The following is a 13,861-nucleotide window of genomic DNA, read 5'->3' as shown; positions in this document are numbered from 1 at the left end:
AGTTGACAAATAGGTGCATTTGATGATAAACGCTACGGAAAAACACGACGCTTTCCGTGGGCCGCGCTTTCCCACAGGAGTCTCCGTGGGTTTCCTCCGCTAGGCTAGTATAATTACCATAATCATCCACTTATATCAACCATAAATTTTGGTGAAGAGCTAAAACGTTTGGTTAAATCATCCTTACATTTGATGGCATTCGCACATACACTGGAGGGAGTATCCAGAAAGGATGGTTGTTGAACGATGTTGAGTATGGAACCGGTGAATATTGATGGTGTAGGCTTTCAGGTGGTGACGATGAAACTGCCGAAAACGAATTTCATGGCGGTGACCAACGATGTTGGTTACATTATGTGCGGCGCTTTAGATGTGCAGTTGTTGAATGAAAAATTGGCCGATCGTGAAATTGTTGCGGGCCGAGCGGTTGGTGTGCGAACGGTGGACCAACTGTTGGAGGCTCCTTTGGAATCGGTGACGATTGCAGCTGAAGCCCGGGGCATTCACGCAGGGATGAGTGGTCGTGAAGCTTTGTTAAGGATGCAGGAATGATCGAATGCTTCCGTGCTTTGCACGGGAGCATTCATTCAAGGAGGAAAAATAGGATGAGTCGAAGTGAACAGCAATACCTCGATCTTCTCACGGATATTCTTGAAAACGGGGATCACAAAATGGATCGGACAGGCACAGGCACGCGTTCGACCTTTGGCCGTCAAATGCGATTCGACTTGAGCGAAGGCTTTCCGTTGATCACGACAAAACGCGTTCCTTTTTCGTTAATTAAAAGTGAACTGTTGTGGTTTATAAAAGGGGACACCAACATTCGATACTTACTAAAGCATAATAATAATATTTGGAATGAGTGGGCGTTCCAACGTTATGTGGAAAGTGATGATTACCAAGGGCCGGATATGACGGATTTCGGCCGCCGTTCTTTGCAGGATGATGAATTTCGTAGGCGCTATGAAAAAGAAATGAACACGTTTAAACAACGCATCCTCAATGAACATGCTTTTGCCGAAAAGCATGGCGATCTGGGCAATATCTACGGCCGTCAGTGGCGCACTTGGAAAACGTCGAGAGGAGAAATGATTGATCAACTTGCAGATGTGATCGAGATGATTAAAAAGAATCCTGATTCCCGGCGTCTGATCGTTTCCGCCTGGAATCCCGAAGACGTTCCAACGATGGCTCTTCCACCTTGCCATACATTATTTCAATTCTATGTGGCAGACGGGAAACTTTCCTGTCAGCTATATCAGCGGAGCGCAGACATGTTTTTAGGCGTTCCATTCAACATTGCGAGTTACGCGCTTCTCACCCAGTTAATCGCCCGAGAATGCGGGCTTGCCGTCGGCACATTCGTCCATACGTTGGGAGATGCCCACCTTTATCAAAACCATCTCGAGCAAGCGCGAACCCAAATTTCACGCGAGCCGCGCACATTGCCGACTGTTTCTGTTTCCGGCCGGCCACAATCGATTTTCGACCTGGAGGCAGATGACATTACGTTAAAAGATTACGAGCCACATTCGGCGATTCGCGCACCAATCGCAGTATAAAGGGGGAAGTCCGATGTTATCCATGATGGTTGCCCACGACCGGGACCGTGGAATTGGAAAAAACAATGCAATGCCTTGGCATTTGCCGGCAGATCTTTCTTTTTTAAAAAAAAATACAGTCGGCAAGACGATTGTGATGGGAAGAGCTACATTTGAAGCGATTGGGAGGCCATTGCCGAAGCGTAGGAACATCGTTTTAACGACGCAAAAAGATTTCGAAGTTGAAGGCATCGAAACGGTGCATGCGATTGAAACGGTTATTTCAGAAAATGACCGGGCAGATGAAGAATGGGTCATTCTCGGCGGGAGTCGCGTGTACGAACAAGCTTTTCCGTTTGTGGATCGGCTTTACGTTACTTATATTGATGAATCGTTTGAGGTGGATCGTTTTTTCCCCGCGTTTGCTCAAAATGACTGGGAGCTTATATGGCAAGAAAAAGGGATAAAAAATGATAAAAACCCGTATGACTATTGGTTTCAGATTTTTGAACGCAGGAATTAATACAATCGTAAACAATAAATAAGGTTAACCCGTCCTCTGTTGCATATGTATATAGCAGGGGAGGGGGAAGTATGGCTTTAAAATTGCCGAGCAATGGAAAAAAACAGCGCAGGGGCGGTCCGCTCCCTTTTCGCTATGTTTTGCTTATTTCATTTGTGATTTTTATTTTTTTAACGGCACAAGGGCTCTATTTCATTGACCAACATGTTCGACCGGCTTTAATGACGATTGCTACTATCGAAACGCAGAGGATCTCAACGCAAGCGATCAATCAAGCAGTATCACGGGATTTGACGGATCAGGAACATCTGGATGAGCTTGTGTTGATGGAAACGACGGAAGACGGCGATATTTCATCTTTGGCTTTTGATGCATCTATCTATAATCAAGTCCTTGAAGATGCGATCGATCTCATTCATTCCTATTTGCAAGAAGTGGAATCGGGGATGACGGAAGGGGAACTCCCTAGTGAATTGGAAGCGGAGATTGAGGACGCGGGGGTTGGTCGTGTGGAAGACGGCGGGATTTACAATATTCCGCTCGGTATGGCGACAAATAACGCTTTGCTTGCACAGCTTGGCCCACAGGTGCCGGTCAGCTTTTCTGCCGTCGGTGATCCCCATGTGGACATGGAAGAACGGATAGAAAATGTTGGCATTAATAATACATGGTTGCGTATCGGCCTTTCCATTGAAATGGATATCCGTGTCGTGATCCCGTTTGGTACGGAACAAGAAACGGCAACCACATTCGTTCCGGTAGGGATGGTGTTCGTGCCCGGAGATGTGCCCGATTATTATGGTGAAGGCGGCGGAATGCCGATTCCGGCCATAACCCCGAGCGGAGATGAAGAAGGGGTGGAGATGCAGGACCCGGATGCCGAAATCGAGGAAACGCCTTCCGATGAGGAGGACGAAGCAAATGTTCCGTGATTATAAGGTTTTTTAAAATTCTATACTTGGAACCAGTTGTTATTCTTAAATTTTTACAGGGGTTGTTGTATGGTTTACGGGAAAAGAACAAATGGTTTGATGAAACATTTAAGGGACGTTCATGGAATATCGATTGAGGGAAGTAAAAATAAGAAAGATCTTTTAAATATGGGTTATTATCACGGTTATAAAGGTTATCGGTTTATAAAAAAATCAAATGACAGAATTCCATATACTGATTTTGATGAAATTGTTGCGATTTATCAATTCGATGTCCAACTGAAAACATTATTTTATCCACATATTATGTTTATAGAAACTGCTTTAAAAAACCATACGCTCGATACTTTGATCGGTTATGGGCAGGCTGATTTTGATTATATTTATCGACAGCTATTAAATGATTATAAAAAACATGATGTAGGTAGTTCAAAATACAGGAAAGCTGTAAAAAGGAAGCTAGACCTTCGTAATGCCGTTAACAATAGTATCGCTTATCATTATAATAATAAGCGTGATGTAATTGAGCACTTCTTTCATACAAATAAACCTATTCCTTTATGGGCAATTTTTGAGATCATTAACTTTGGTGACTTTGGATTCTTTGTCATGTGTTTAAATGAGGAAGTTCGAAAGACAATTGCACAGGATTTAAATGTGCATTCTACAAATTATAATCAAAATGGAAGAATCGTTGAAGATATGATATTTCTGATCAAAGAATTACGAAATTCAGTCGCTCACAATTCTGTTATATTTGATTGTCGGTTTCAAAAAACAAGTCCTCCAGCTAGATTAAAAGGATATATTGAGAATGAAACAAATATCTCAGGAATCACTTTCGAGAATATAATAGATTATCTTGTGGTAACCATTTTTTTATTGAAGAATTTAGGCGTTTCAAAAGCAGAGATAAGAAAAGTGATCAAGCAGTTTAGTATGGAATCAGAAAAATTGCGTAATGCTATTCCGGTTAACGCTCATACCTCAATTATGGGCTCAGACATGAAAACAAAGCTAGGGAAGTTAAGAGTGTTTGTTTAATCTTACTCTTTACGAATAATTCATGTTGTGATAACATAATATATAATAATCGCGGTGTATTGCTTCGGCATACACTTAAGGGGACTGGATGCGTCTGGTTCTCTTTTAATTTTACAAGAACGAATAGGTTGCATCTCCATGGATACATAAAAGTGCCGATGATGTTTGAAAACATTGAAATGCTTTAAAAGTATAAAATTATAAATGAAATAATCGGAATTTTAAGAAATAATTTCATCTGGTGCAGTAGTTCCCGAAGGGAACTACGAGATATTGAGTCGTATTTAAGATAAGGAATGCCCCATCAAAATCTTCAATTTAGTTGTAGAGGTTCAATTGTATCTTCCGAATGGAGTGGGGAACTTATTTCGTTCAAAGTGAATCCAAGATGCGGTGATTCGTAATTTAGAGATCATTGGAAAAGCTACAAAACGTGTTTCAAAAGGCTTTTTGAGAGCAACATTCACACATGCCTTAGCGAAAAATGGCAGGAATCAGAGACGCACGAATATTTTGGGGTGGATAACGATATCGTTTGGAATGCGGTTGAAAACGAGATGCCACTATTAAAAGAAAAAATCACGAATTTGCTAAATCAATTATAGAACGTAAATTATAGAAAACGAAGCAGGAAAAGTTGATGACAACAAACCAATATGAAAAATGTCTAAAGTCCTTAACAAAAAGCATTCATATTTTTGACATTTGAACATATTTTAATTATAATTTTATAAATATTCCTTTTTGAGGAGGTCTTTCGATGCAAGGGAGAGAACAATGGGCGACGCGTGTCGGTTTCATGCTAGCAGCTGTAGGCTCGGCCGTCGGTCTGGGGAACATATGGCGTTTCCCCTACATCGCCGGGGAGTATGGGGGCGCTTCTTTTTTAATCGTGTACCTCGTCTGTATTTTCATTATCGGTTTGCCTACAATGATTGCGGAGTTTTCCATTGGGAAACGGGGGCAACTTGATGCCGTTGGCTCATTTTCCAAAACCGCACCTGCTAAACCATGGGTCATTGGCGGTTGGCTGGGCGTTATCACGTCCTTTTTAATTGTCTCATTTTACGCTGTTATTACCGGTTGGGTTTTGTATTACATGTTCAGTTATTTAACGGGAAGCATACAGCAAGTGGAGACCGGGGGAGTCGAAGAATATTTCGGCGGGTTCACCGGAGATGCAATCCTCCCCGTGATTTGGCAATTGATTGTAATGGCTATTATTGTTGGTATTTTGTATTTCGGGGTTCAAAAAGGGATTGAACTTAGCAGTAAAATTTTCATGCCCTTGCTTGCCGTTGTCCTTTTGATTTTGGCAGGATACGGGCTAACATTGGATGGCGCAGGAGAGGGTATGTCATTTTTGTTCGTTCCCGACTGGAGCGCATTAGGCGATCCTTCCCTTTATCTGGCAGCTATCGGCCAGGCGTTTTTTACGCTATCCCTGGGAATGGGGATTATGGTCACATATGGCGGTTATCTCTCAAAACAAACAGGCAACCGTTTGCCGAGCACTGCAACGGGCATCGTGCTTCTGGACACGCTGTTCGCGATTTTGGTCGCAGTGGTGATTTTTACAGCTGTATTTACGATAGGCGCCGATACGGATCAAGGGCCGGCGTTAATCTTTGTCGTCTTGCCGGAAGTGTTTAATCAGATGGCGGCAGGCGGAACATTCTTTGCCGTATTTTTCTTCTTCCTTGTTTTTATCGCCGGATTGTCTTCGGCCATTTCATTGGCGGAAGTCAGCATATCGTTTGCGATACGGCAAGTGAAATTAACCAGAAAAAAAGCGGTGCTTATTGTCGGGGGTTTGATCACACTATTGGGGATTCCTTCAACGTTGAGCCAAGGCGGCCCGCTCAGTGATTTCACAATCGCCGGTCTGCCATTCCTTGATTTTATCGATGTTCTTACTGATAGCTATTTCCTTCCGATTGGCGGTTTAATTGTTGTTCTTTTCGTCGGCTGGGGATGGAAAAGCAAAGCGGCGTTTGAAGAAGCGGACTTTAAAAATGAGGCTGTGGCAAAGACATGGCTTTTCTTGATCCGGTTTGTCGCGCCGCTCATGATCATCGTTATTCTCCTTGCGAACTTTTTCGGTATCGAAGCATAGCAAACAAAGATAGAAAACATCCGCCGTGATAAACAATATCACGGCGGATGTTTTTTGGCAGGTAAGAAAGTAGAAATCACCTTTCTTACCTGTATAAGTGTAACTAAGGCTTTCGGCCATCAAAGCTTGGCGAAAGCCAAGTTTTCTAATGCGAGTCCATAGCGCCCGAACTTGATCGAGTCCGGCTTCCACGGGCGCCATGAAGCGGTCATGGTTCCCGAAGGCGAGAACCAATGGCTTTTTCGGTCCTCATGAATGCCTTAGTGCCAATGCCAAAATCATAAATCCCAGCCATGACAGTTTAAAATCTAATGACATTTATCGTCCTTTTTTCCGTTAAAGCAAAATGATGGACATGTGTCTTCATCTGTCAATGTTCAAATTCGGTGATTGGCCGTCATTTGACGTGGTTTTCTTCTGAGCAGGGCACGCGTAATTTCATGGAAATATATGGTGAACGAAAGCCATTGTCTTTTCATTTTTGACGCCATCATAATCAGGCGTAGGAACTTTCATGGTGTCATTGTTGCCCAGTCAACGCCAACCATTTTCTCCCGTATCCAAATTGGTCAATTCTTTTGCCGCTCTTTCTTTTCCCAGGAGTTCAAGAATGGAAACGGGTCAAACGACCATTCGGAATACCCGTTGTCCCGATAAAGCCCATAGTGGAGGTGGGGCGGAAATTTTCCTTCCGTTCCGGGTTTTCCATAGCCGGAGCTTCCGACCTTTCCGATTTCCATCCCGGGCTCAACAATGCTACCTTCATCAATGCCTTCTGCAAAGCTGCTGAGATGGGCGTAATAATGATACACATTATCTAAATCACGAATGCCGATCCGCCAACCGCCGTAGGTGTTCCACCCTTTTAATTCAACGACCCCGTACTTCGTTGCCCGCACGGGGGTGCTATGGCCCGCAAAAATATCCGTTCCTTCATGAATTCTTTTGCCTCCCCATCCTCGCGTGTCGCCCCATGTACTATGGTACGTGTAATTATATTCGAGAGGAACGGGAAAAGCTGTTTCATCCAAAGCAATCGTTCCGTATTCCTTGAAAAGTTGCGCATGGCCACTAATAATACGAACAGCTTGATCGCGTTGATAATGCTCCCATAATGCGATGCGAATGTTCTCATCATCATAACCATAAGTAGAAATTTGCCGTGCCATTGTGTACAGGACATCCCGATCTTCTTGGCGATTTGCTTCTCCATCATCATCTCCGTCAAGACCAACACCGCCAAATACGCTGATACGCGCCGCGTCATTATCTTCAAGATCCGGATTTAATGCTCCTACCCAGTCACGCGGGGAATAGTAGATATCAATCAGACCTTCGTTTTTGCTTCGATCGTTACGGGCTACATTCAATCCGCGTTCATGCGCATCGATGGCCGCAAGCCAATACCAGGGAACATGGGTGATTCCATCCATTTCTTTGTAAATCATCATCCGCTCATGATCAACGTCAACGGTATCCCTATCTTCAGCGGCATCCATTTCCGGTAAAAATGTTAGTGAAAAGCTGATAACGAGTAAAAGGAGGGGTAGCGTTCGTTTGTTCATTGCACTTCTCCTCTCTCTGGCGTTTTCGAGTGCGAAAGTGTAAATGGACAATCTCAGTTGTTCCATTCGATCAGCGGCTTTCTTTTAACTTGCAACAATTTCGCAGAATTATAAGCGCCAATGTTGTCTTTTATAGGGAATATCCACCATCTGTTACATTTGGAACCGTACCGGCGGTGTGTTAAAGTAAAGGGAAAGGATGTGATCAAATGGGGAAAAAAGAAGCGCATGTTCGCAAACCGGATTGGCTAAAAATAAAATTAAATACAAATGAATCCTATAAAGGCCTTAAGAAGATGATGCGCGAAAAGAAATTACATACGGTCTGTGAAGAAGCGCGCTGTCCAAATATTCATGAATGCTGGGCAGTAAGAAAAACGGCCACATTTATGATCCTCGGGGATGTATGCACGCGCGGGTGCCGATTTTGTGCGGTGAAAACCGGACTTCCCAATGAACTTGATTGGGGCGAGCCGGAACGAGTTGCCGAGTCCGTGGAACAAATGGGCTTGAAACACGTCGTTATTACGGCTGTTGCCCGTGATGACCTTAAAGACGGAGGTTCACGGGTGTACGCAGAAACAGTTCGCGCCGTCCGTCGCCGCAATCCGCTTACGACGATTGAAGTATTGCCTTCGGATATGATGGGGTTGCACGACAATTTACAAACGCTCATGGAGGCTCGCCCGAATATATTGAACCACAATATTGAAACGGTCCGGCGCTTAACGAAGAAAGTTCGTGCACGCGCGACGTATGATCGTTCTTTGGAATTTCTTCGCTATTCCAAGGAATTGCATCCCGATATTCCGACGAAATCAAGTCTTATGATCGGCCTCGGGGAAACGCCCGAAGAAATCGAAGAAGTCATGGATGATTTGCGTGCCCACGATGTGGATATTATGACGATCGGACAATATTTGCAGCCGACGAAGAAACATTTGGATGTGCAAAAATACTACACACCCGAGGAATTTGCGCGGTTTAAAGAAATTGCTATGCAAAAAGGGTTCCGTCATTGTGAGGCAGGACCCCTCGTTCGTTCTTCTTATCACGCCGATGAACAGGTTAATAAAGCACAGGTATGGCAAGAAGCCGCCAAATACCAAGGCAACGAGGCATCTGTGTGAGCGAGGTGATGCTTGATGGTCCAAACCCATCATCAACGGTTTGAGCTCGTCGAAGAATCAAAGTCCGGTTGGGATGAAGAGGCTTTTTTAAAGCGATATAGCGAAATCCTTGATAAGTATGACTACATTGTTGGCGACTGGGGACATGAGCAGTTGCGTCTTCGCGGTTTTTTTCATGACAACAACAAAAAAGCAAGCGTTGACGCCAAAGTAAGCACCATCTATGACTACCTGTATGAATACTGTAATTTCGGTTGCCCATATTTTATCGTGAAAAAAGTCACATAAAAACCATCAGCGTTTGTGCTGGTGGTTTTTAAACCGTTTGGGCGCCTGTCGATCTTTAATCATTTCAATGACTAGAGATTCATAATAGTCAGCTGATTTTGTCCTTGCCCACTTATTTGTTGTTAGGTATGCTATACGTAGAAGATGATCAGACTTAGTGCGTAGAAGGGGTGTTAATGGTGAAGGTGCCGACAAAACCGTGGACATTGTTATATAAAATTAAACAGGAGACACTTCCTGTTGCGCATGAGTTTTTAAATGAATGGACGAAAAAAGCCGATGAAATTCCGAATGCGGAATTGCGGGAGCAAGCGCTGGCGAGTATTAAGGCAAAAACCTTCCACTGTGAAGGCGGCACAATTTTTGGATTAGTGGCTACTGATGCCCGCCGTCGCGATGTGATACGTTTTATCGTCGCTTATCAGACGATCAGTGATTATCTGGACAACCTTTGCGATCGAAGCACATCTTTGGAAGAACGGGATTTTCGCTCCCTGCATCGTTCCATGTACCATGCCTTAACACCGGGAGAAACGCCGGATAACTATTATGAGTTTCGTGATGAGCAGGAGGATGGCGGATACTTAGCTTCCCTCGTTATGACGTGCCAGAATGTTTTGGAAAAGCTGCCCGGATTTATGGATGCGCAGGCTGCCATGCGGGACTTATCCGCTGTTTATTGTGACTTGCAAGTTTACAAACATATTGATGAAAGCAAGCGGGAGGAAAAATTAGAAGATTGGTTTGCAGGACATAAGCAGGAATTCCCACCCATGACTTGGTATGAATTTTCCGCTTGTGCCGGATCCACGCTCGGGATATTTTGCCTTTCCGCTTATGCTTCCAAGCGGAAAATGATCGCTCAAGAAGTGGAAGAAATCAAGGATGCCTATTTTCCTTGGGTTCAAGGTCTCCATATTATGCTCGATTATTTTATCGATCAAGTAGAGGATCGGCAAGAAGGGGACTTGAACTTTGTTTTTTACTATGAGAGCGAAGAACAAATGGTGAAACGTTTTCGGTATATTAAAGAGCATGCCGAGCACAGCGTTCAGAAACTGCCGGACGCAAAATTTCACCAGATGGTTACCAAAGGGCTGCCCGCCTTGTATCTTTCGGATAAAAAAGTGCAGGAAAATAAGGAATTGAAAAGAACGGCAAAACGGTTTATCCGTTTTGGCGGATTGCCGACGGCTTTCTTTTATTTAAACCGGGGCAAAGTGGCCAAGCAACCGTCTTGAGCGTCTGAGATGTAACGTCTTTTCCTGAATAAAATAGCCTCACCGGATTTGGTGAGGGCTCAAGCTTGGCGAAAAGCCAAGTTTTCTAACGATGAGCGTCGTTATCATCGTCTTCGCTAGAGTGGACCTTGTGGGTTTGAGTATTTGGAAAAAGGCGGCCGCCTCCTGCGTGCAATTCGCGGTTTTCATACGTAAACGCGGAGATCATATGTTGTTCGGGTTTCCATGGGGAAGATTTGCCGAGTGTTCCCTTGAAGGGTGATCCATAGGAGCCTTCCGTTAATTCTTCTGCCGTTTGTTCATTTTCTTGTGATTCCACCGATTCAAAGTCACGATATCTCTGTTTGTTCTTTTTTTCCACCATTATTTTCACTCCCTAAAGCCCGTTTGTAATACTATGGTCGGGGAGCAGCTGGACTATTCATCGCCCATCGGTTCAATTCTTGGAAACGATGGCTTGTGTTGCAAATGATGACGGGCGTTTACGGAGCGGACGGTGCGCGTCTTTGCCCGCATGACGATGGAGTCTGTCTCGGCAATATCATCCCCGAGAAAACGAACGCCGTTGAGCAGCTCTCCCGTAGAAACGCCGGTTGCTGCGAAGATAGCATCGTCTCCACGAACAAGCTCGTTTAGCTGTAAAGGAGCGTTCGGGTCTTCGATGCCCATTTCTTTACACCGTCTTGTTTCTTCTTCCTCTCGGGGAGCAAGGCGCGCTTGCATGTCGCCTGCGAGTGCTTTCACGGCTGCGGCTGATATCACGCCTTCGGCAGCCCCTCCCGTTCCGATAAACAGATCGACCCCGGTACCGGTGGTCGCGGTTGCCAGGCATGCACTTACGTCTCCGTCGCCGAAAAGCTGTACCCGAGCACCTTTCTGGCGAACGCGTTCGATGAGTGCTTCGTGACGTGCCCGTTCCTGAATCATAACCGTTACATCACGTACCCGTTTGTTCATCATTTTGGCGACGGTTCCAATGGAAGTTTCGATGGGATCATCCAAATGTATGTGTCCGGCCGCCTCGGGACCGACGACGATTTTCTCCATGTACATGTCCGGCGCGTGCAAAAGTGTTCCTTTATCCCCAATGGCAATGACCGCCATCGCGTTCGGATGTCCCTTGGCCACAATGCTCGTCCCTTCCAATGGATCGACGGCTATGTCCACTTCCGGGCCCTGCCCGTTCCCCACTTTTTCACCAATATAGAGCATGGGTGCTTCGTCCATTTCTCCTTCTCCGATAACGACCGTCCCATCGCAATGGATGGATCGGAACATCGATTGCATCGCGGTTGTTGCCGCATCATCCGCTTCGTTTTTTTGGCCGCGTCCAAGCCATTGGGCACTTGCCAGTGCGGCCGCCTCGGTGACGCGAACCAATTCCAACGCTAATTCTCGCTCCATATCTAATCTCCTCCATTTTGATCACCTTTTATCCCGGTGGTAAGCGCCCGCTGTTTCGGAAGTCAGTGATCAGAAGCCGGAAATCGGAAGATCCTGAAAAAACCTTTTCCGACCTCTGGAATCTGAAATCCGACTTCCGTCTATGCGGGCGACCAGCATCTCTTATCCAGAGAGGGGTGAAAATAACTCGCTCTAGTGGAAACTTCACTTCATCCTAACACTATTGATAGTGGCTTTGAAATGTTTCCTTTTCACGGTTCGACATTGTGTTAAACTAGGCATAATAATGGTAAGAGGTGAATCGGTATGTATTTCGTCGACCGGACGTTGCTTGAAAAACGGCTCCAATATATGGAAAAATTGTTGAAGACATTTCGCGACCAAAACGAATGGGTCGAGCCCTTGGAAAAAATGGCGCTGGAACGCATGGCCCATTGTTGGTTGGAAGCGATGATTGATGTTGGCAATCAAATGATTGACGGTTTTATTATGAGAGACCCCGGAGGGTATAGCGATATTATAGATATTCTTGAGGATGAGCAAGTGATCGGGAAACAAACGGCAAACGCATTACAAAGCGTGCTCCGTTGGCGAAAAACGCTCGTGAACGATTACCTGAATGTCAATCATGAGGAGATAGAGGCAACAATACGGGCGCATCAACGGGAGATGGAACATTTTCCGAATGCGGTACGGGTTTATTTAGAGGAAGAGCTTGGACCGGTATCAGCATTTTTGCCGGATGAAAGGTGATGGGCATGTTAGCATCTTATCGAGGATTTATCATTGATTTGGACGGAACGATCTATAAGGGAAAAGAGGTTATAGAGGAAAGTGCCGCTTTTGTGCATGCCCTTGTCGATCGGCAAATCCCCTATGTATTTTTGACGAACAATTCCTCCCGAACACCGGCAGAAATCGCTGAAAAGCTCAAGCGAATGAATGTGCCGTCGACTTCCGGGCATATCTATACGAGCAGTCTGGCCATGGCTGCTTACGTGCGTGAACATTGGCATTGGCCCGTACGTGCCTATGTGATTGGGTCACGGGGACTTGTCCGCGCGTTGGAAGAGATTGGAGTGCATTTTACGGACCGTAACCCCCATGTTGTGATTGCCGGGATTGATCGATTCTTCACCTATGACAAACTGGCAAAAGCACAGACTGCCCTTCTTAATGGCGCGACGTTGCTCGCCACCAATGCAGATAATGCCATTCCAACGGAAAATGGCTATATGCCGGGGAATGGGTCAATAGTGGCCGCGATTGCAAAAGCGAGCGACTCCGCACCGACGTTTGTCGGGAAACCGGAGCAGTGGATCGTAGAACAATCATTATCCATCTTAAAAACCACAAAAGCCGAAACACTGCTCATCGGTGACAACTATGATACGGACATGCTTGCGGGCCTTCAAGCCGGCGTTCCAACGTTGCATGTGGATACCGGGGTAACGAGAGCTGCAGCACTTGCCGGAAAAGAGGAAAAGCCTACGTTTTCCATTGAGAAACTGGACGCCTCGCTGCTCGAACGATAAAGGTGAAGCTTAACCCTCAACGCCTTTGCTGGAATGGGCAAGGCGGCTGGAAGCAGCTGCCGCGATCGCGCCCACGATATCATCGAGAAACGTGTGGCACTTCGTTTGTTCATGATCGTTAAGTTCGGCGATGATTCCCGGCTTTATTTTATCGACATAACCGAAATTGGTGAGCCCGATTGAACCATATACGTTTACGATGGCCAAAGCAATGATTTCATCGATGCCGTATAGCCCCTCATCTGCAGCGATGATTTCCTGAAGCGGGGAACTCAATTTTTTTTCTTCGGCAAGGCGGTCAAGTTCGATTCCTGTTAATAAAGCGTTTTGCACCTCGCGCTTACCAAGCACGGCTTTGATGTTGGCTGCACACGTATCTTTTGTTAAGTCATGGATGTAAGGGGATTGCAATTCATAGACGAGTTCGGCGATATCTTTAATGGTAACGCCTCTCTCCTCCAACGTATGGATAGCTATCTCCGTTGATATCATTTTATTTTCTCCCTTCCTGTCTTCAATATTTTATTCAACGTTTCTTGGCA

Annotated in this window: 16 protein-coding genes; 12 read left to right on the top strand and 4 right to left on the bottom strand. The window is 45.3% G+C overall.

Going from position 1 to position 13,861, the window contains the following annotated elements:
* The first annotated feature begins 246 nt into the window (after positions 1–246).
* The 7 genes from HUG20_RS16450 to HUG20_RS16425 all read left to right on the top strand — a co-directional run bounded on the left by HUG20_RS16450 (position 247) and on the right by HUG20_RS16425 (position 6,156).
* Entirely contained in the window at positions 247–552 is a 306-nt protein-coding gene (locus HUG20_RS16450) for a YunC family protein (protein WP_200085769.1), read from the top strand.
* Positions 553–605: 53 nt separating this feature from the next.
* Positions 606–1,562, top strand: a complete 957-nt coding sequence (locus tag HUG20_RS16445; RefSeq protein WP_200085768.1) for a thymidylate synthase — start codon at positions 606–608, stop codon at positions 1,560–1,562.
* A gap of 13 nt (positions 1,563–1,575) precedes the next feature.
* A complete protein-coding gene (locus tag HUG20_RS16440; protein ID WP_200085767.1) occupies positions 1,576–2,064 on the top strand; it encodes a dihydrofolate reductase in 489 nt (162 codons plus the stop codon).
* 71 nt (positions 2,065–2,135) lie between these two features.
* Positions 2,136–2,996 carry a sporulation protein YunB gene (gene yunB, locus HUG20_RS16435; protein WP_200085766.1) on the top strand — a complete coding sequence of 287 codons (861 nt, stop codon included), beginning with the start codon at positions 2,136–2,138 and terminating at the stop codon, positions 2,994–2,996.
* A gap of 69 nt (positions 2,997–3,065) precedes the next feature.
* Entirely contained in the window at positions 3,066–4,040 is a 975-nt protein-coding gene (locus tag HUG20_RS16430; protein ID WP_200085765.1) for an Abi family protein, read from the top strand.
* 518 nt (positions 4,041–4,558) lie between these two features.
* Positions 4,559–4,645: a hypothetical protein gene (locus tag HUG20_RS20035; protein ID WP_425504125.1), complete on the top strand. Its 87-nt coding sequence runs from the start codon at positions 4,559–4,561 to the stop codon at positions 4,643–4,645.
* 155 nt (positions 4,646–4,800) lie between these two features.
* Positions 4,801–6,156 (top strand): sodium-dependent transporter, encoded by a 1,356-nt coding sequence (locus tag HUG20_RS16425; RefSeq protein ID WP_200085764.1) that lies wholly within the window; start codon positions 4,801–4,803, stop codon positions 6,154–6,156.
* 569 nt (positions 6,157–6,725) lie between these two features.
* Here the strand turns inward: HUG20_RS16425 and HUG20_RS16420 are convergent.
* Positions 6,726–7,721 (bottom strand): M23 family metallopeptidase, encoded by a 996-nt coding sequence (locus HUG20_RS16420; protein ID WP_200085763.1) that lies wholly within the window; start codon positions 7,719–7,721, stop codon positions 6,726–6,728.
* 209 nt (positions 7,722–7,930) lie between these two features.
* On the opposite strand from HUG20_RS16420, the gene lipA reads away from it, so the two are divergent.
* From lipA to HUG20_RS16405, 3 genes are all read left to right on the top strand, one after another.
* Positions 7,931–8,851, top strand: a complete 921-nt coding sequence (lipA, locus tag HUG20_RS16415; RefSeq protein WP_200085762.1) for a lipoyl synthase — start codon at positions 7,931–7,933, stop codon at positions 8,849–8,851.
* 15 nt (positions 8,852–8,866) lie between these two features.
* Entirely contained in the window at positions 8,867–9,139 is a 273-nt protein-coding gene (locus HUG20_RS16410) for a YutD family protein (RefSeq protein ID WP_200085761.1), read from the top strand.
* A 179-nt stretch (positions 9,140–9,318) separates the two neighbouring features.
* Entirely contained in the window at positions 9,319–10,380 is a 1,062-nt protein-coding gene (locus HUG20_RS16405; protein ID WP_200090556.1) for a tetraprenyl-beta-curcumene synthase family protein, read from the top strand.
* An 85-nt stretch (positions 10,381–10,465) separates the two neighbouring features.
* Here the strand turns inward: HUG20_RS16405 and HUG20_RS16400 are convergent, their stop codons facing one another.
* Together HUG20_RS16400 and glpX are read right to left on the bottom strand one after the other, a co-directional pair.
* Complete coding sequence (locus tag HUG20_RS16400) at positions 10,466–10,744, bottom strand: hypothetical protein (RefSeq protein WP_200085760.1); 279 nt, start codon at positions 10,742–10,744, stop codon at positions 10,466–10,468.
* A 53-nt stretch (positions 10,745–10,797) separates the two neighbouring features.
* The gene (glpX, locus tag HUG20_RS16395) at positions 10,798–11,784 is read right to left on the bottom strand and encodes a class II fructose-bisphosphatase (RefSeq protein ID WP_200085759.1); all 987 of its coding nucleotides are present in this window, start codon (positions 11,782–11,784) and stop codon (positions 10,798–10,800) included.
* A 306-nt stretch (positions 11,785–12,090) separates the two neighbouring features.
* Here glpX and HUG20_RS16390 point away from each other — a divergent pair, with 306 nt between their 5' ends.
* Both HUG20_RS16390 and HUG20_RS16385 read left to right on the top strand, forming a co-directional pair.
* On the top strand, positions 12,091–12,537 hold the full coding sequence (locus tag HUG20_RS16390) for a DUF86 domain-containing protein (protein WP_200085758.1): 447 nt from the start codon (positions 12,091–12,093) through the stop codon (positions 12,535–12,537).
* Positions 12,537–13,319, top strand: a complete 783-nt coding sequence (locus HUG20_RS16385; RefSeq protein ID WP_246476452.1) for a TIGR01457 family HAD-type hydrolase — start codon at positions 12,537–12,539, stop codon at positions 13,317–13,319. The genes HUG20_RS16390 and HUG20_RS16385 overlap by 1 nt, the downstream gene beginning before the upstream one ends.
* 9 nt (positions 13,320–13,328) lie before the next feature.
* Here the strand turns inward: HUG20_RS16385 and HUG20_RS16380 are convergent, their stop codons facing one another.
* Positions 13,329–13,811 (bottom strand): phosphatidylglycerophosphatase A family protein, encoded by a 483-nt coding sequence (locus HUG20_RS16380; protein WP_200085757.1) that lies wholly within the window; start codon positions 13,809–13,811, stop codon positions 13,329–13,331.
* Between the last annotated feature and the right edge of the window lie 50 nt (positions 13,812–13,861).

The sequence above is a fragment of the Salicibibacter cibi genome (genome assembly GCF_016495865.1).
GTDB lineage: Bacteria > Bacillota > Bacilli > Bacillales > Marinococcaceae > Salicibibacter > Salicibibacter cibi.
Note: the sequence above shows the minus strand (reverse complement) of the source record. Positions and strands in the feature narration are given on the sequence as shown.

Bases quoted from the DNA above. Each gene is read 5' to 3' on its own strand.
- HUG20_RS16450 (WP_200085769.1), top strand. From the start codon at position 247: ATGTTGAGTATGGAACCGGTGAATATTGATGGTGTAGGCTTTCAGGTG.
- HUG20_RS16445 (WP_200085768.1), top strand. From the start codon at position 606: ATGAGTCGAAGTGAACAGCAATACCTCGATCTTCTCACGGATATTCTT.
- HUG20_RS16440 (WP_200085767.1), top strand. From the start codon at position 1,576: ATGTTATCCATGATGGTTGCCCACGACCGGGACCGTGGAATTGGAAAA.
- yunB (WP_200085766.1), top strand. From the start codon at position 2,136: ATGGCTTTAAAATTGCCGAGCAATGGAAAAAAACAGCGCAGGGGCGGT.
- HUG20_RS16430 (WP_200085765.1), top strand. From the start codon at position 3,066: ATGGTTTACGGGAAAAGAACAAATGGTTTGATGAAACATTTAAGGGAC.
- HUG20_RS16425 (WP_200085764.1), top strand. From the start codon at position 4,801: ATGCAAGGGAGAGAACAATGGGCGACGCGTGTCGGTTTCATGCTAGCA.
- HUG20_RS16420 (WP_200085763.1), bottom strand. From the start codon at position 7,721: ATGAACAAACGAACGCTACCCCTCCTTTTACTCGTTATCAGCTTTTCA.
- lipA (WP_200085762.1), top strand. From the start codon at position 7,931: ATGGGGAAAAAAGAAGCGCATGTTCGCAAACCGGATTGGCTAAAAATA.
- HUG20_RS16410 (WP_200085761.1), top strand. From the start codon at position 8,867: ATGGTCCAAACCCATCATCAACGGTTTGAGCTCGTCGAAGAATCAAAG.
- HUG20_RS16400 (WP_200085760.1), bottom strand. From the start codon at position 10,744: ATGGTGGAAAAAAAGAACAAACAGAGATATCGTGACTTTGAATCGGTG.
- glpX (WP_200085759.1), bottom strand. From the start codon at position 11,784: ATGGAGCGAGAATTAGCGTTGGAATTGGTTCGCGTCACCGAGGCGGCC.
- HUG20_RS16390 (WP_200085758.1), top strand. From the start codon at position 12,091: ATGTATTTCGTCGACCGGACGTTGCTTGAAAAACGGCTCCAATATATG.
- HUG20_RS16385 (WP_246476452.1), top strand. From the start codon at position 12,537: ATGGGCATGTTAGCATCTTATCGAGGATTTATCATTGATTTGGACGGA.
- HUG20_RS16380 (WP_200085757.1), bottom strand. From the start codon at position 13,811: ATGATATCAACGGAGATAGCTATCCATACGTTGGAGGAGAGAGGCGTT.